17 protein-coding genes are annotated in these 16,769 nt (G+C 59.0%); 7 read left to right on the top strand and 10 right to left on the bottom strand.

Annotated features, from left to right (window positions below; genetic code table 11):
- Together AC2FLX_RS07855 and AC2FLX_RS07860 are read right to left on the bottom strand one after the other, a co-directional pair.
- The coding region (locus AC2FLX_RS07855; RefSeq protein ID WP_496875404.1) for a proline racemase family protein at nt 1–698 on the bottom strand (698 nt) is incomplete at its 3' end.
- 151 nt (nt 699–849) lie between these two features.
- Complete coding sequence (locus AC2FLX_RS07860; RefSeq protein WP_480748888.1) at nt 850–1,383, bottom strand: invasion associated locus B family protein; 534 nt, start codon at nt 1,381–1,383, stop codon at nt 850–852.
- A 176-nt stretch (nt 1,384–1,559) separates the two neighbouring features.
- On the opposite strand from AC2FLX_RS07860, the gene AC2FLX_RS07865 reads away from it, so the two are divergent.
- Nucleotides 1,560–2,555 (top strand): asparaginase, encoded by a 996-nt coding sequence (locus AC2FLX_RS07865; protein ID WP_496809816.1) that lies wholly within the window; start codon nt 1,560–1,562, stop codon nt 2,553–2,555.
- A gap of 19 nt (nt 2,556–2,574) precedes the next feature.
- On the opposite strand, the gene AC2FLX_RS07870 is transcribed toward AC2FLX_RS07865, so the two are convergent.
- The 4 genes from AC2FLX_RS07870 to serB all read right to left on the bottom strand — a co-directional run bounded on the left by AC2FLX_RS07870 (nt 2,575) and on the right by serB (nt 4,602).
- Entirely contained in the window at nt 2,575–2,889 is a 315-nt protein-coding gene (locus AC2FLX_RS07870) for a YciI family protein (protein WP_480748886.1), read from the bottom strand.
- Between the two features lie 23 nt (nt 2,890–2,912).
- Nucleotides 2,913–3,341, bottom strand: a complete 429-nt coding sequence (locus tag AC2FLX_RS07875) for an SRPBCC family protein (protein ID WP_480748885.1) — start codon at nt 3,339–3,341, stop codon at nt 2,913–2,915.
- Nucleotides 3,329–3,658, bottom strand: a complete 330-nt coding sequence (locus tag AC2FLX_RS07880; protein ID WP_480748884.1) for an ArsR/SmtB family transcription factor — start codon at nt 3,656–3,658, stop codon at nt 3,329–3,331. The genes AC2FLX_RS07875 and AC2FLX_RS07880 overlap by 13 nt, the downstream gene beginning before the upstream one ends.
- A gap of 65 nt (nt 3,659–3,723) precedes the next feature.
- Complete coding sequence (gene serB, locus AC2FLX_RS07885; protein ID WP_480748883.1) at nt 3,724–4,602, bottom strand: phosphoserine phosphatase SerB; 879 nt, start codon at nt 4,600–4,602, stop codon at nt 3,724–3,726.
- Between the two features lie 370 nt (nt 4,603–4,972).
- Between serB and AC2FLX_RS07890 the strand changes: the two genes are divergently transcribed.
- Both AC2FLX_RS07890 and serA read left to right on the top strand, forming a co-directional pair.
- Complete coding sequence (locus tag AC2FLX_RS07890) at nt 4,973–6,127, top strand: phosphoserine transaminase (RefSeq protein ID WP_496809815.1); 1,155 nt, start codon at nt 4,973–4,975, stop codon at nt 6,125–6,127.
- 96 nt (nt 6,128–6,223) lie between these two features.
- The gene (gene serA / locus AC2FLX_RS07895) at nt 6,224–7,819 is read left to right on the top strand and encodes a phosphoglycerate dehydrogenase (protein ID WP_496746576.1); all 1,596 of its coding nucleotides are present in this window, start codon (nt 6,224–6,226) and stop codon (nt 7,817–7,819) included.
- A gap of 60 nt (nt 7,820–7,879) precedes the next feature.
- Here the strand turns inward: serA and AC2FLX_RS07900 are convergent, their stop codons facing one another.
- Nucleotides 7,880–8,266: a hypothetical protein gene (locus tag AC2FLX_RS07900; protein ID WP_480748880.1), complete on the bottom strand. Its 387-nt coding sequence runs from the start codon at nt 8,264–8,266 to the stop codon at nt 7,880–7,882.
- Between the two features lie 96 nt (nt 8,267–8,362).
- Between AC2FLX_RS07900 and AC2FLX_RS07905 the strand changes: the two genes are divergently transcribed.
- Together AC2FLX_RS07905 and AC2FLX_RS07910 are read left to right on the top strand one after the other, a co-directional pair.
- Nucleotides 8,363–9,307, top strand: a complete 945-nt coding sequence (locus AC2FLX_RS07905; protein WP_480748879.1) for a LysR family transcriptional regulator — start codon at nt 8,363–8,365, stop codon at nt 9,305–9,307.
- Nucleotides 9,308–9,350: 43 nt separating this feature from the next.
- The gene (locus tag AC2FLX_RS07910; RefSeq protein WP_480748878.1) at nt 9,351–10,094 is read left to right on the top strand and encodes a metallophosphoesterase family protein; all 744 of its coding nucleotides are present in this window, start codon (nt 9,351–9,353) and stop codon (nt 10,092–10,094) included.
- Between the two features lie 9 nt (nt 10,095–10,103).
- On the opposite strand, the gene AC2FLX_RS07915 is transcribed toward AC2FLX_RS07910, so the two are convergent.
- From AC2FLX_RS07915 to AC2FLX_RS07925, 3 genes are all read right to left on the bottom strand, one after another.
- Nucleotides 10,104–11,621, bottom strand: a complete 1,518-nt coding sequence (locus AC2FLX_RS07915) for a malonate--CoA ligase (protein WP_496809814.1) — start codon at nt 11,619–11,621, stop codon at nt 10,104–10,106.
- Between the two features lie 93 nt (nt 11,622–11,714).
- On the bottom strand, nt 11,715–12,419 hold the full coding sequence (gene hutC, locus AC2FLX_RS07920) for a histidine utilization transcriptional repressor HutC (protein ID WP_496807526.1): 705 nt from the start codon (nt 12,417–12,419) through the stop codon (nt 11,715–11,717).
- A gap of 30 nt (nt 12,420–12,449) precedes the next feature.
- A complete protein-coding gene (locus tag AC2FLX_RS07925; protein ID WP_496809813.1) occupies nt 12,450–13,808 on the bottom strand; it encodes a formimidoylglutamate deiminase in 1,359 nt (452 codons plus the stop codon).
- An 80-nt stretch (nt 13,809–13,888) separates the two neighbouring features.
- Between AC2FLX_RS07925 and hutI the strand changes: the two genes are divergently transcribed.
- Both hutI and hutH read left to right on the top strand, forming a co-directional pair.
- Nucleotides 13,889–15,097, top strand: a complete 1,209-nt coding sequence (hutI, locus tag AC2FLX_RS07930; RefSeq protein ID WP_496809812.1) for an imidazolonepropionase — start codon at nt 13,889–13,891, stop codon at nt 15,095–15,097.
- Complete coding sequence (gene hutH / locus AC2FLX_RS07935) at nt 15,094–16,629, top strand: histidine ammonia-lyase (protein ID WP_496809811.1); 1,536 nt, start codon at nt 15,094–15,096, stop codon at nt 16,627–16,629. The genes hutI and hutH overlap by 4 nt, the downstream gene beginning before the upstream one ends.
- Nucleotides 16,630–16,769: the final 140 nt, after the last annotated feature.

Consider the following 16,769-nt stretch of genomic DNA (forward strand, 5'->3'; position numbering starts at 1 on the left):
GTGGAAAGGGGGCCGCAGAAGGCGCAAAAAGAGATGTGATTCCAATCGGGGTTGTCTGGATGCGAGAACCCGAGTTGTTCGTTCGCGGCATTGGTGATGGCCACGCCCAAACGGGCGATGTGCTTGGCTTCGGATTCGATGATCTCGAGCCCCAACGCGGCGGCATCCACCACCACAAAACTGTCGCCGCCATAGGCGGTGTCGACGGTGATCGTTCCCAGTCCCGGAACTTCGAGCGGTACGCCTAACTTGTCGGCAAAGCTGGGGACGTTCTGCACATGGATGCGTTCGGCCTTTCCGTTCCGGCAATCGGCGCGCACCCGGACCAAGCCTCCCGGCGCTTCCAGCACCAGTTCGGTCACGGGTTCCTGCATCGGAATGATGCCGCTGTCCAAAAGCACAGTCGACACGCAGATCGAGTTTGATCCCGACATCGGCGGCGTGTCTTCGGGCTCCATGATGATGAAAGCGGCATCCGCGTCGGCGTGTTTGGGGGGCACCAACAGGTTCACATGTCGAAATACACCACCGCGCGGTTCGTTGAGTACGAAATTTCGCAGCGTCTGATCTTGCGCGATGAACGATCGTTGCTGCCACAGCGTGTCACCCGGCGGAGGAGTCACGCCACCGACGATGACATCGCCGACTTCGCCTTCGGCATGGGCGGAGATGACGTGAATTGTCTTGCTGCTGCGCATGTGAACTTCCTTTGGGAAACCCGAAGCGGCCCGGGTCTGGCCGGGTCGAAAGTGCCCTGTGCCCGCCGGAGGACGCAATCTTTTTCGGGACCGGGAAACAAAAAAGCCCCGTCCGGATCGGCGGGGCTTTCCTGTGTTTTGCTGATTGCAATCAGTTTGCGCAGCGTTTCTCGGCATCTTCGACGGCGGCTGTGAACCCAAGCAGAGAGAACGTGTCCTTGGTCTGCGTGCCGCGAGCCGAGCGCGCGGTCAGAACCGCCTCGGAGCCGCGTTTCATGGCGGTCACGACCTTAAGGTCTTCGGCCGGGGTGGCGGGCCAGGCCCATTCGCCATCCGTGATCAGCTCGAACTCGGTGCCATCAACAACAAGGTTCACTGTCGATCCCGGTGCAAACGGATAGCCGCCAGTAAAGGTCACCTGCCCCTTTACGTCTTTTTCTGGCCGGAAGAACACGAACAGCAAGATATCGCTGCGTCGTACCGATACGACACGACCGCCACGGGTGTTCACGGTCTCCTTGGGCGCCGAAACGCTCCAGCATTCTGTTGGGTCGCTTTCCACGAAAACACTCCAGTCGGTCTTGGCGGCGACCCGGTTGGTGCTTTGCGCTTGCTGAGCGATTGCGGTGGTGGCCATTCCGGCCATGCACAGGCCCGCAATTATGCGGACGAGCTTTGATCCCATTTGTCCAGCCTCCTAGCCCGACTTCTACCTCAAGTTATCCGGGCGCGCATGCAGGTCTTTGCGGCCTGTCTCATATTGCGCTGCCCATCATTTGCCGACATACACACACTAACGCAGATTTCGCCATGGGCGAAAGGGCGATTGGCAGAATTTTGCGCAGGAAAATGAGGGACGTCGTGACGCATCCGGTACCGATGACAGAAGTGTGGCGCGGTTCGCTGCTTGAAAGCCTGCATCTGGGGCATGCGGTGATATGCGACGACAGCGGTCAGATCGTGCAAAGCTGGGGTGATCCCGATGCCACGATCTATCCCCGCTCGTCCGCCAAGATGATTCAGGCGTTGCCGTTGGTAACGTCCGGTGCGGCGGCGAAATATGGGTTGGGGTCCGAACATCTGGCATTGGCCTGCGCGTCACATACCGGCGCGGCGATCCATACCGACCGCGTGAACGCATGGCTGGATCATCTGGGGCTGGGCGAGACGGATCTGCGCTGCGGCCCGCAGGAACCGTCGGACATGGCGGCGCGGGACGGTCTGATTCTGGCTGACGATACGCCTTGCCAGATCCACAACAACTGTTCGGGCAAGCATTCGGGATTTCTGACGCTGGCGCAGCACATGGGGGCCGGGCCGGAATACGTGGAAATCGATCATCCGGTACAGCAAGCCTGTTTGGCCGCATTCGAGGAAGTTACGGGCGAGACCAGCCCGGGATACGGGATTGATGGTTGTTCTGCTCCGAACTTTCAGACTTCTCTAAAAGGCTTTGCGCGATCGATGGCGTGGTTTGCGTCGGCCGCTGACCGGTCTGACCGGCAAAGCGATGCTGCTCAACAACTTGTCGGCGCGATGATCAAGCATCCCGAGTTGGTGGCGGGCGAAGGCAAAGCCTGTACCGAACTCATGCGCGCAATGGACGGGCGCGTGGCGATCAAGACCGGGGCCGAAGCGGTTTATGTCGCGATCATTCCGGAAAAAAGGATGGGGGTGGCGGTGAAAATCGCCGATGGCACGACACGGGCCAGTGAATGCGCGATTGCGGCCATTCTGGTTGATCTGGGCGTTCTGGATGCGAACCATCCGGCAACTCGAAAGTACCTGAATGCGACGCAGTACAGCCGCCGGGGTATCGAGTGCGGAGTGATAAAACCGGCCGCCGGGTTCATCTGACGGCCGATCTGGCAGAACTTTACATCTCCATGATCTCGGCCACTTCGACCGAGCCGTTTCCGGTCACCACCATTGGGCAGCCCTTGGCCATTTCCGTTGCCGCGCCGATATCCGCCGCTTTGACGACGGAATAACCCGAAAGCGGATTGGCGCCGCCATCATCGGCGATACCGCCCGAGCTTACGGTCTTGGACATGCCGACGGGCGCGCCGGGAATGACGACCGACTCTCCCATGCCTTCGAACCAGGCCTTCCATGCAGCCATGACTTTTTCGCCTTCTTCCGGCGTGTCCGGGGTCTTGCCCCCGTGATAGGCAAAAATGAATTCCGGCATTGTTTTACCTCCCTTGGTGAAAATCAGTTCAGATTGGCTTCGAGCTTGCGCAGGCAGGATGTCCAGCCCTCTTCGTGGCGTGCGCTGAGCTCGTCGTCGCCGAGTTCGCGATGGTCCAGCACCAGCCGCGATCCGGTCCGAGTTGCTTCAACCGTCAGCATCACGTGGCTTTCATCGCCGCGCTGATCGTTTTCGTCATGCCATCCCCAGGTAAAACCAACCGAGGTCGGAGGATTCACATGGGTGACTTGACCCGAAACCTTGAATTCTTGCCCCTCGCCGTTGACCATCACCGAAAACCAGGGACCGGTGCGGGTGAAATCCAGATTGTGCTTGGGAACGTGCAACCCTTCGGGCCCCCACCATTGCACAAGCTTGGCGCCGTCGCTGATCCAGGCGAACAGGGTTTCCGGGCTGACGGGAAAATCCCGCTTCAATCTCAGGTCGGCCATGTGTTTTCCCTTTCGATTAGTTCGCCCAGACGGTCGAGGCTGGATTCCCAGAATTGCCGTTTCGAAATGGTCCACTCGGCGATGGCACGCAGGCCCTCGGCGCGGACAGAGTACAACCGCTGGGTTCCGTTCACGCGTTGGTTTATCAAACCGGCCTCGCGCAGAACCTTGAGGTGGCGCGAAATGGCAGCACCAGACATGCCTTTGCCTTCGATCAGGTCTCCGGCGGGTTGTTCGCCCAGTTCCATCAATTGCTCGATGATTGCGAATCGGGTCGGGTCGGACAGGGCCGAAAATATGGGAAACAGGTTCGTCATATCCATTATTTAACACAAAAGTTAAATAATGGAAAGGGAATTCAGCCGAGGCAGACTCGTGACATTCATTTCACCACAAACTGGTCAGAGGAATAGCCTTGCAGATACAATAAGGCCGTCAGGTCGCAGTGATTGATCCGCACGTCGCATTGCGCGGCGACTGATGGTTTGGCGTGCAGGGCTACACCCGTGCCAGCAAGGCCAAGCATGCCCAGATCATTGGCGCCGTCGCCGACGGCAATTGCATCGGATGTGGCAATGCCCAATTGGGAGGTGATCTCGTGCAGCGCTTGTATCTTGGCTTCGCGCCCCAGAATCGGGCGCTGAACGCCCCCGGTGAGCTTGCCTTGGGCCACAAGCAGGGTATTGGCCCGGTTCTCGTCAAACCCAAGGGTTGCCGCCACGTGCGCTGTAAAGGCGGTGAAGCCGCCAGACACCAGCGCAGCATAAGCCCCGTTCGCGCGCATGGTCGCAACCAGTTCCCGCCCACCCGGCATGAACGTGATCCGCTCGTTCAGAACCTTGGCAATCACGCCTTCATCCAGACCCTCCAGCAAACCGACCCGTTCGATCAGTGCGCCTTCGAAATCCAACTCACCATTCATCGCCCGCGCAGTGATGTCCTTGACGTGATCGCCCACGCCTGCTTCGTCCGCCAGTTCGTCGATGCATTCCTGTTGAATCATCGTGCTGTCCATGTCTGCAAGCAGCATTTTCTTGCGGCGACCTTGTGCTGGCTGGATCACGAGGTCGACGCCAAGGCCCTGCATCTCGGCCCAGATATCCCAGTGATTGACCGGTATGTTGGCCAACTGAAATTCGGCTGCGACGCCGGGATTCAGCCAGACTGCCTCGCCCCCGCCCCATGCATTGCGCAACGACTCGACCAAGACGGCCTCAAGGATCGGGTTCTGAGGATTGGTCAGCAACGTGGCGATATGCATTCGGGATCTCCTGTCTTGGGTAAGCCGCATAGCGCAGGCGCAGAAATTTCACCAGAGAGCAGTTGTAAGCTGGACACCGAAGCCTGTGAGCCAAATGAAATGTGGAGCAATGCCGGAGTTTTGAGTGCAAGAGATTGCAATAAAGTGATTTTTTGCGGCCGAAAGGCCGGTTGGGTCGGGAGACCTGACTGCTGTTCGAATTTCAATCAAGAAACGCAAGTTTCCGATCGTAGCCGATACGCGTCGGAAATGAGTTCCAAAGCGGCGATTTCGGCCGCTTTCGCACTTGCCTGCCGCGCTGCGGCGCAATAGCTCTAACCGCGGGACACCCCTCCCCAACGAGGGGCGTATATCTGGAAGGGTAACACCTATGACTATCGCTCAACCGGCAACGCGGCCGGCCAATCCGCGCTTTTCTTCTGGCCCCTGCGCCAAACCCCCCACATTCGATCTGACGAAGCTTGCCGACGCCGCACTGGGCCGGTCGCATCGCGCCGCAATCGGCAAGGACAAGCTGAAAGCTGCCATTGATGGTACTCGCGAGGTTCTCGGTATTCCGGCGGATTACCGCATCGGCATCGTGCCCGCTTCGGATACCGGTGCTGTCGAGATGGCGCTATGGTCGCTGCTGGGCGCTCGCAAGGTCGAAATGCTGGCTTGGGAAAGCTTTGGCTCCGGCTGGGTGACCGATGTGGTCAAGCAGCTCAAGGTCGATGCCGAGGTAAAAACCGCGGATTACGGGAAGATCGTCGATCTGACCTCGGTCGATTTCGCAAATGACGTGGTTTTTACGTGGAACGGCACGACGTCGGGCGTGCGGGTTCCGAATGGCGACTGGATTGCGGATGATCGTCAGGGCCTGACCATCTGCGACGCGACTTCTGCCGCCTTTGCGATGGACCTGCCCTGGGACAAACTGGATGTGACCACTTTCAGCTGGCAAAAGGTTCTGGGCGGCGAAGCGGCACATGGGATGCTGGTACTTTCTCCGCGCGCTGTCGAACGGCTGGAAAGCTACACGCCTGAATGGCCCCTGCCCAAAATTTTCCGCCTGACCAAAGGCGGAAAGCTGATCGAAGGCATCTTTACGGGGGCCACGATCAACACGCCGTCAATGCTGGCGGTCGAGGATTATCTGTTCGCGCTGGACTGGGCGCGTTCCGTTGGTGGGCTGCAAGGTTTGATCTCGCGTGCGGACGCCAATGCGAATGCTATCCACGCCTTTTGCGACCGTCATGACTGGATTGCCAATCTGGCCGAAGACCCCGCCACGCGCTCGAATACATCGGTTTGTTTGAAGTTCACCGATGATCGCATCCGGGACGGCGCGGCCTTTGCCAAGGCGGTGGCCAAACGGCTTGAGGCCGAGAATATCGCGCTGGATATCGGCGCTTATCGCGACGCGCCTGCGGGCCTGCGCGTGTGGTGCGGCGGTACTGTGGAAACCTCGGATATCGAGGCGATGCTGCCGTGGCTGGAATGGACGTTCGAGGTCGAGATTGCATCGCGGACCCAAGCTGCCTGAATTTCATATGCCGGGCCGAAGCCCGGCCTACCCCATCACCGATGTACGGCGGGCTTCAGTCCGCCACACCCTAAATATCTCAAAGGACCAACTGAAATGGCCCCCAAAGTACTCGTATCCGACAAGCTGAGCGAAACCGCCGTTCAGATCTTCCGCGACCGCGGAATCGACGTGGATTTCCTGCCCGACGTGGGCAAGGACAAGGAAAAACTGGCTGAAATCATCGGCCAATATGACGGCCTCGCCATCCGTTCGGCCACCAAGGTGACCGAAAAGATTCTGGAAAGAGCCGACAAGCTCAAGGTCATTGGTCGCGCCGGGATCGGCACCGACAATGTCGACAAGGATGCCGCGTCCAAGAAAGGTGTGATCGTGATGAACACGCCCTTTGGCAACATGATCACCACCGCCGAACATGCAATCGCGATGATGTTTGCGGTCGCACGTCAGATCCCCGAGGCCAGCGCCTCGACCCATGCGGGCAGGTGGGAAAAGTCCAAGTTCATGGGGATCGAACTGACCAACAAGACGTTGGGTGTCATCGGCGCTGGCAACATAGGCGGCATCGTCTGTGAGCGGGCGCATGGCCTGAAAATGAAAGTGATCGCCTATGATCCCTATCTCAGCCACGAGAAAGCGGACAAGATGGGTGTCGAAAAGGTCGAGCTTGACGAGTTGCTGAAGCGCGCCGATTTCATCACGCTTCACGTGCCGTTGACCGATCAGACGCGCAATATCCTGAGTCGCGAAAACCTGGAAAAAACCAGGAAGGGCGTGCGCATCATCAACTGCGCCCGCGGGGGACTGGTGGACGAAGAGGCGCTGGCTGACCTGCTGAAATCCGGCCACGTCGCCGGGGCAGCATTCGACGTTTTCAGTGTAGAGCCGGCAAAGGACAATGTGTTGTTCAATCTGCCCAACGTTGTTTGCACGCCTCACCTGGGCGCCGCCACGACCGAAGCACAGGAAAACGTGGCATTGCAGGTGGCTGAGCAGATTTCGAACTATCTGCTGACTGGTGCGGTGGAAAATGCCTTGAACATGCCGAGCGTTACGGCGGAAGAAGCCAGGGTCATGGGGCCATGGATCAAGCTTGCGGGCCATCTGGGCAGTTTTGTCGGCCAGATGACCGATGAACCGATCAAGGCCATCAACATCCTATACGATGGTGTCGCCTCGGAGATGAACCTTGCCGCACTCAACTGTGCGCTGGTCGCGGGGATCATGAAGAAATCGAACCCCGAGGTGAACATGGTCTCGGCCCCGGTCGTGGCTAAAGAGCGCGGGATTCAGATTTCGACGACCAATCAGGACAAGTCCGGGTCATTCGATGGCTACATCAAGGTAACAGTGGTTACCAACAAACGAGAACGTTCGATTGCGGGCACCGTGTTTTCTGATGGCAAGCCCCGGTTCATCCAGATCAAGGGTATCAATATCGATGCCGAGGTCGGCGCGCACATGCTTTATACCACCAACGAGGATGTCCCCGGCATCATCGGTACTTTGGGTGGAACCATGGGCGAGCATGGCGTCAACATCGCCAACTTTACGCTCGGTCGCGCTGCGGCAGGGGGTGAGGCGATTGCCTTGCTTTACGTTGATGAACAGGTTCCGGCCGAGGCGCGGGCCAAGCTGGCCGAAACCGGGTTGTTTACCCAGATCAAGCCGCTGGAGTTCGACGTCGCCTGATACACCAACTGCGGAAACGCCGCCCCACCAGGCGGCGTTTTCACACTCGGCTTCCCACTCTCATACGTGGATCTCTCGCGCTACCCGAGCGGTGCGAATGACGATAAAGCCAAAGCTTGCCATCGCAGCCAACGCAAGAACTGATCCCAACTTGGCCATACCATCGCCTTGCCCGAGAATGGCCAGCGCGATTCCCGGCGCGAGGATCACCAGGGACGCCAATGACAGCGCTAAGTGTAGGCGCGGCAACGGTCCTTGGGCCGCTTCGGGAACCAGGTGGTAATAGAACGCGTAAATCGCGCAACTGACCCATCCCAGCAAGTTCAGATGTCCATGTGCAGGTGACAGGGTGTGATCCTGACTCGCCGCCATGTGAATGCCCCATGCCATCCCGCACAATGCGGCAACAACCGCTATAACCATGAACCAATACGCTATGCCCTTCATGACCCCTCCGTTGGCCTGCCCGTTTCATTCAGGCGGATCCTGCACCGGCTTTTTTGATATGAGAAATTTATTGATACTATTATACATATTAACACCATGAATTTCAGAAGCTTCGATCTGAACCTGCTGCGCGTTCTGGATGCGCTGCTTGAAACCGGATCAACGACCTTGGCCGGAAAGCGTATCGGTTTGTCGCAACCGGCAATTTCGGCTGCTTTGGGGCGACTGCGGCACGCGCTGGGCGACCCGATTTTCATACGCAAGGGCAGAAAGCTGGTACCGACGGACTATGCCAGAAGCCTGAAGGCTCCGTTGAGGGAACTTCTGGAAACCACGGAAACCCTGCTGACCGGCCCAAAGGGGTTCGACCCGAAACTCTCCGACGCCCGGTTCAAGATTTCAGGCAGCGATTTTTATGCCGAAATGCTGCTGCCTCAGTTGGCCGATCATCTGTCCCATCATGCGCCGCGCATGAGAGTGCAATTGGTGGATCTGGTGCCAGACAACTATGTTCATTCGCTGGATCAGTTTGGAGTCGACATTGCGATACTGCCGCGAACCGGATTTCCTGACTGGGTCGGGTCGCGTTTTCTGCACCGTTCGCATTTCGTCGTCATTGCGCGAAAGGGACACCCAAGACTTGCCGCCAGTGGCCTAAGCCCGGGTGATATAATTCCGCTCAAACTGTTTTGTGACTTGCAGCATGTTCTGTTTTCCCCCGAGGGCAACCTGAAGGCATTAGGCGACGCGGCGCTGGAAAAGGTTGGACGGACCCGAAAGGTCGCCATGACCATGCCGGTCTTTTCAGGCGTCTACAACGCGGTATCGCAAAGCGATCTGATTGCGTTGATGCCACATCAACTTGCAGAACGGGTCGCACCGCGTGTCGGACTTGACTTGTATCAGGCGCCTATCGACGTCGAGCCGGTGAACATCATGATGGTTTGGCACAAGCGCACGACCAACACACCCGCGCATGTGTGGTTGCGTGACCAGATTGCAATGCTGATGGCGCGCCTGGATCATTCCCCTTCCTTCTGAGAACCAACTCGTTCAATAAAAGGGAAAATTGCGGAGAACCAATTTGCCACAGCCCATTTATGCAATCGGCGACATTCACGGTCAGCGCACGATGCTTGAGGACGCACTGGCCCGGATCGAGTCGGATGGCGGCGCGAATGCGCGTGTGGTCTTTCTGGGTGACTATACCGACCGGGGCCCGGACAGCCGGGGAGTGCTGGATTTGCTGATCGAAGGCCAGCGGGCTGGCCGGGACTGGATCATGTTGCGGGGCAATCATGACCGGATGTTCTCGCTTTTCATGCAGGACTATCCGGCCAACGATGACCGCTTGCTGGTTGGCCATCACTGGCTGCACGAACGCCTGGGCGGGGTCGAAACGCTGGCCTCTTATGGCGTGCACCTGAGTGAAGACAGCCGAATTTTCCAGATCCATGAGCAGGCGCGCGAGGCGGTTCCCGAAGAACATCTGCGATTTTTGGACGGCTTGGTAAACTATCACCGTGACGGTGATCTGCTGTTCGTTCATGCCGGTATTCGTCCCGGGGTGCCGCTGGAACAGCAAACTGAGGATGACCTGATCTGGATACGGCACGAGTTTCTGGAAGACCTGCGTGAACATCCATGGCTAGTGGTGCACGGTCATACGCCGGCCAAGCATGCAGAACATCGGGGCAACCGTGTCAACCTTGACGCTGGTGCAGGATATGGGCGGCCATTGGCTTGCGCCGTTTTCGAGGGGCGTGAGTGCTGGTTGCTGACGAAACGGGGTCGCCAGGCGCTGAAAGAATTTCCTTTTCGCAGGTGAGTTTCTTTGTCAGCCGCTGGAAAACAGGTCTTTGAAGGTATTCCGTAGAAGGTTTTTCTGAACCTTGCCCATCGTGTTGCGGGGCAATTCATCCATCACGATCAGCTTGCGCGGGTGTTTGAAACGGGCAAGGCTGGACCGCACCGAAGCCATCACGGCCTCCAGGTCGGGATTGGCCCCGGCCTCGGGGACCAGAATGCCCAGTACGGTTTCCCCGAAATCCGGATGCGGAACACCGATCACAGCGCTTTCCAGAATTCCGGGTTGTTCGTCCAGAACCAGTTCGATTTCCTTGGGATAGATGTTGTAGCCGCCCGAGATGATCAGATCCTTGTTGCGCCCCACGATCTGGACATAGCCGGCCTCGTCGATCCGCCCCAGATCGCCGGTGATAAAGAACCCGTCCTCACGCAGCTCGGCGGCGGTCTTCTCGGGCATCTGCCAATAACCCTTGAACACATTCGGCCCGCGAACCTCAATCAGGCCGATTTCACCCTGCGGCAGGATTTCTCCGGTTTCCGGGTTGGTGATTTTCAAGTCTATGCCCGGCAAGGGAAAGCCCACAGTTCCGGCACGACGTTCGCCGTCGTAAGGGTTTGATGTGTTCATGTTCGTTTCGGTCATTCCATAGCGTTCAAGGATACGGTGACCGGTGCGGTCTTCGAATTGCACATGGGTATCGGCAAGCAGCGGGGCAGAGCCGGAAACAAAGAGGCGCATGTGCGATGCCAGTTCGCGGGTGAAACGCGGATCGCCCAGAAGACGGGTGTAAAAGGTCGGCACCCCCATCATCGACGTGGCACGCGGCATCAGGCGCAGGATTTCATCCAGGTCGAATCCGGGCAGAAAGATCATGCTGCCGCCGGTCGCCAACACGATGTTTGTGGCAACGAACAAGCCGTGGGTATGGAATATCGGCAGGGCGTGCAGCAACACGTCATCTGCGGTAAACCGCCATTCCTTCGCCAAAACTTCGGCGTTCGAAAGCAGGTTCTCTTGCGTCAGCATCGCTCCTTTGGATCGGCCTGTCGTGCCCGAGGTATAGAGGAAAGCGGCCAGATCTTCCGCGCTCCTCCTGATCGGAGCAAAGGCCGGAAGCATACCCAGCGCGCGGCGCATCAAGCTGCCAGACCCATCAGCGTTGAGCGTTGCTATTTGCGCGTCCAGCCCTTCGGTGACGGGCTGCAGATCGTCTTCACTGGCGGCGTCGCACACCACCAGTTTCGCGCCGCTGTTTTCAATGAAATAGGTCAGTTCATCGACAGTATATGCAGTATTGAGTGGCAGAAAGATCAACCCGGCCTGAGCGCAGGCGGCATAAAGAGCCAAGGCTTCGGGCGATTTGTGCACCTGCACAGCCACGCGATCACCTGCCTCCAACCCCAGCCCGCAAAGCGCATTTGCGATCCGCGCGGCGGTGTCCAGGAATGAGGAATGGGTGATCACCGTGTCATCGGGCAGATACAGGAAAGGTGTCTGTTTGCCGATGTGTTTTCCGAACAGACGATCATAAAGCGGGTTGGCCATGGGCGCATCCTTTCCTGAACCGAAGCGGCGCATGTGGTGTTCTGGAAAGTGTCTTGGTTTGGCCGAATGGTAAAGAGTGCGCAGCGGCGCAGGTCAGATTTGCGTTGTCATCCGGTATCCGGCCGCGAAATAGAACTTGGCAAAGGTGACTGGGCGCCCTTGCAGCCACGTGATCCTCTCGGCGGTGAAAACCGGCTCTCCTTCGGGAACATCCAGAAACCCGGCCAGAGTGGCGTCTGCACGGCTGGCCAGAAAGGTCAGCTCGACGTTGGTGAAGGGCACGGTCTGCACCAGCCAGTCATTTGGTCCGACGACGGAAAAATCGGCTGTTTCGACTTCTGGCACGCTGTCGACGACGATCCACCGATCCTCGTACTGGAATGGCGTGTTGTTCGAATAGTGCATGCATCGTACATGCATCACCTTTTGCCCTGCCTCCAGCCGTAGTCGCGCGCCCAGCCATTCAGGCGCGCCATTCAATTCGGCCGAAACCAGGGCATAGCGATAGGTGCCGCCCATTGCTTCGACTTCGTCCCGAACCAGCGGTATCGTGAAGCGGGCCTGCCGTTGCGGGGAACTGAGAACCCGAGTGCCAGCTTTGCGGCGCCGCTCCAGAAACCCTTCGTCCGCCAATTCCCGCAAGGCGCGGTTCACTGTCGTTCGGGTACAGGAGAACTCGACCGCCAGATCCTGTTCGTTGGGCAACAGAGAGTCTGGCCGCCACTCACCCGAACGGATGCGGTCCAGAACGATCCGCTTGATGTCGCGATAGCTGGTTGTTTCCGTGTTCTGGTTCATTGGCGGGGACCGTTGGTGTGTTTGAAACGTTTAGACATCGCGCAGCAGGTCGGCAATGGCCTTGCGATACCGCGAGGTGATCGCGTCTCGTTCCACGTGCCTTCCGTTCCGAACCCTGTGCCGGCCGGCAGACCACAGATCTGTCACCACTGTGTCGGAAGCCGCGAAACACAGCCCGTCCAGCAGTTGCCATTCCTCCAGCGCACACAGGGTCGGGTGTTCGCGGTTGATTGCAACCACATCGGCAAGCCTGCCGACAGCGATCTCACCGGCGTCCCGGCCAAGGGCCTGTGCGCCGCCCAGTGCGGCCCCGGTATATAGAGTATGACCGACCGAACCTTCGCCGGGAACAAGCACGGTTCGCGCCATGTCGCGCAAGCGCTGCGAATACTCCAGCGTGCGGAGTTCTTCGACTAGCGAAATCCTTACGTTAGAGTCTGATCCAACGCCAAACGCGCCCTTGTTTTCGACATAGACGGCGCCATTGAAAATCCCATCGCCCAGATTGGCTTCGGTAATCGGGCACAGCCCGGCAACCGCGCCGGATTGCGCCAGACCGGCGGTTTCGGCATCAGTCATGTGGGTTGCGTGGATCAGGCACCAGCGGCGATCCACATCTACGTTTTCCAACAGCCATTCGACTGGCCGTTGGCCGAGCTTTGCCCGGACGTCGGCGACTTCTTTGAGCTGTTCCGAAATGTGGATGTGGATCGGCCCGCAGGGTACTTGCGCCAGAACTTCGGACAAATCGGCAGGCGAAGTGGCCCGCAGGGAATGCGGCGCGATGCCGACCTGGGTGTCAGGGGGCATCCCACCGATTGCCCTGCATTCGTCGACAAGCCTCAGAAACCGATCCACGTCATTGCCAAACCGCAACTGACCTCCGGCAAGGCTTTCCTGATTGACACCGCCATAGGTGTAGAGCACCGGCAGATGGGTCAGGCCGATCCCGGTCTGGGCCGCAGCGTCAAAGATGCGTTGACTCAGTTCGGAGAGGTGATCATAGGTCTGTCCCCCCGGCTGGTGATGGACATAGTGGAACTCACCGACCGAAGCATACCCGGCTTCCTGCATCTCCATGAAAACAAGCGCGGCGATGGCTTCGACCTGCTCGGGAGTCAACCGGTCCAGAAAGCGATACATCAGCGTGCGCCACGTCCAGAAGCTTTCTTTGCCCGCCGCGCGCACCTCGGTCATACCCGCCATGGCGCGTTGAAAGGCGTGGCTGTGCAGGTTGGCCAATGACGGAAGCAGGGTATCCACCTGCAGGTCATCCGGGGCCGGAGCGACATCGGATTCGATGACGGCAATGCGGCCATCTGCAATCGTCACCCTTAGATCACTTGCCCAATCAGAGCCTAACAAGGCGGTTTTTGCATGGATTTTCATCAGACGCTCTTTTGTGTAGACTTTAATTTTATATACGTATACGAAAAAACAACTCGAAAGGGGAGCCCCAAAGAATCGTCATGACCGAAAAATTCGTTCTTCGCGGTGCGCAGGTTGCCACATTGGATGACGCCGCGACCCCGTATGGGATGATACCGAACGGCGCGGTTGCTGTTGAAGGCGGCAAGATCGCGTGGGTCGGCGCTGCGTCCCTGCTGCCGGACGCGTTCACGGGTTGGCAGGTAGAGGATCTTGGCGGTCGGCTTGTCACGCCGGCCTTGATCGATTGCCACACGCACGTGGTGTTCGGCGGTAATCGCGCGGTCGAGTTCGAGATGCGGCTGAACGGTGCCTCGTACGAAGAAATAGCCCGTGCAGGTGGTGGTATCCTGTCGACTGTGAATGGCACCCGCGCCGCGTCCGAAGATCAGCTGCTCGCTGATGCCCTGCCGCGGGTCGATGCCCTGTTGGCAGAAGGCGTCAGCTGTATCGAGGTCAAGTCCGGTTACGGTCTGGATCAGGAAACAGAGTTGCGCATGCTTCGCGCCGCCCGCCGGATTGAGCAGGTGCGCCCGGTCCGCGTCAAAACCACATTTCTGGGTGCGCATGCGGTTCCGCCCGAATACAAGGGCCGCGACGATGCCTATATCGACGAGGTCTGCATACCGGCCCTGCGTGCGGCCCATGCCGAAGGGCTTGTCGATGCGGTGGACGGGTTCTGCGAAGGGATCGCTTTTGACCCCGGGCAAGTCGCCCGTGTTTTCGATACGGCGACAGCGCTGGGATTGCCGGTCAAGTTGCATGCCGAACAGCTCTCGAACCTGGGCGGTGCCAAACTTGCGGCCTCGTATGGCGCGCTATCTGCGGATCATATCGAGTATCTCGACGAAGAAGGGGTGGGCGCGATGGCAGACGCCGGAACCGTCGCGGTGGTCCTGCCTGGGGCGTTCTATACCCTGCGCGAAACACAGGTACCGCCTATCGACCTGCTGCGTCGGTACAAGGTGCCGATGGCATTGGCGACCGATTGCAATCCGGGCTCGTCACCGCTGACCTCGCTTTTGCTGACAATGAACATGGCCTGCACCTTGTTCCGGATGACGCCCGAAGAGACGCTGGCCGGGGCCACTCGTGAAGCGGCCCGTGCATTGGGTCTGAACGACACGGGCACAATCGCGCTCGGTCAGCGGGCCGATCTGGCGGTATGGGACGTCGAACACCCCGCCGAACTGGCCTATCGCATCGGCTTCAACCCATTGTACAAACGCATCTTTGGAGGCACTGAATGAGCGTCTTGAAGCTCACTCCGGGCATCGTCACCCTGTCCGAGCTGGCCGAAATCTATTGGAAAGAAACTCCGATCCTGTTGGACGAGGGCTGCAAACTTCAGGTTCAGGCGGCCGCAGCGCGGATTGCCGCGGCCGCGGCGGGGGACAAGGCGGTTTACGGCGTCAATACCGGCTTTGGAAAACTCGCCAGCCTAAAGATTGCGCCCGAGGATACCTCGACCCTGCAGCGCAACCTGATCCTCAGCCATTGCTGCGGTGTGGGCGAAGCTGTTCCGCGTCGGCTTGCTCGGCTGATGATGACGTTAAAGCTGTTGTCCTTTGGCCGCGGTGCATCGGGTGTGCGGTGGGAGCTGATCGAACTTTTGCAGCAGATGCTGGCGCGTGGCGTCACGCCGGTGATACCGGCGCAGGGTTCGGTCGGAGCATCGGGTGATCTGGCGCCGTTGGCGCATATGACCGCTGTGGTCATCGGCGAGGGCGAAGCGGAGGTGAACGGACAGGTAGCGCCGGGTGCTGAGGCATTGAAATCGGTCGGATTAGAGCCGATTCAGCTTGGTCCGAAAGAGGGGCTGGCCTTTATCAACGGCACCCAATTCTCGACGGCCTTCGCCTTGGCTGGGCTTTTCGAAGCGTGGCGCGCGGCGCAGAACGCGCTGGTGATCGCTGCGGCATCGACCGATGCGATCATGGGATCCACCGCCCCGCTGCAGCCCCAGATTCACGAATTGCGCGGTCACCGGGGGCAGATCGAGGCGGCAGGTGCGATGCGGGTCGTGCTTGAAGGTTCGGAAATCCGCGAAAGCCATCGCGAGGGCGACACGCGGGTGCAGGACCCTTATTGCATTCGCTGCCAGCCGCAGGTGACTGGTGCCGCGATGGATGTTCTGCGACAGGCCGCTGCGACGTTGACCATTGAGGCGAACGCCGCCACTGACAATCCTCTGGTTTTGTCTGACCCCGAAGCCATCGTTTCGGGCGGAAACTTCCATGCAGAGCCGGTTGGCTTTGCCGCGGACATGATTGCCCTCGCCGTTTCAGAAATCGGTGCCATTGCACAGCGTCGTATCGCGCTGATGGTGGACCCGACGTTGAGTTTCGACCTGCCGCCGTTTCTGACGCCGAAGCCCGGGTTGAATTCGGGCATGATGATTGCCGAAGTGACCACCGCTGCATTGATGAGCGAGAACAAGCATCTGGCCAATCCCTGTGTCACCGACAGCACGCCGACGTCGGCCAATCAGGAGGATCACGTTTCGATGGCCGCCCATGGCGCGCGGCGGTTGGGGCGTATGGTGAACAACCTCAACTACATTCTGGGGATCGAATTGCTGTGTGCGGCACAGGGCGTCGAATTCCGTTCACCGCTTGCAACCAGCGCCCCCCTACAGCGCGTGATTGACCGGGTTCGGGCCGATATCCCGCCCCTGACGGACGACCGCTATCTCGCGCCCGAACTTGAAACTGTCAAATCTCTAGTGGCCGCAGGCGCGGTTCTGTCCGCCGTCGGTGTCGATATGCCGGAGTTGGTCTGATGCAGGTTTACGACGTCCTGCATGGTGACGGCCCCATTGTTCTTGGCCAGCCTCATGGCGGCACCCATGTGCCCGATGACATCGCCGCGCGCCTGAACGAAACCGGGCGCGGGCTGGCAGACACGGATTGGCACATAAAC

The organism is Ruegeria sp. YKSF57 (genome assembly GCF_059612585.1).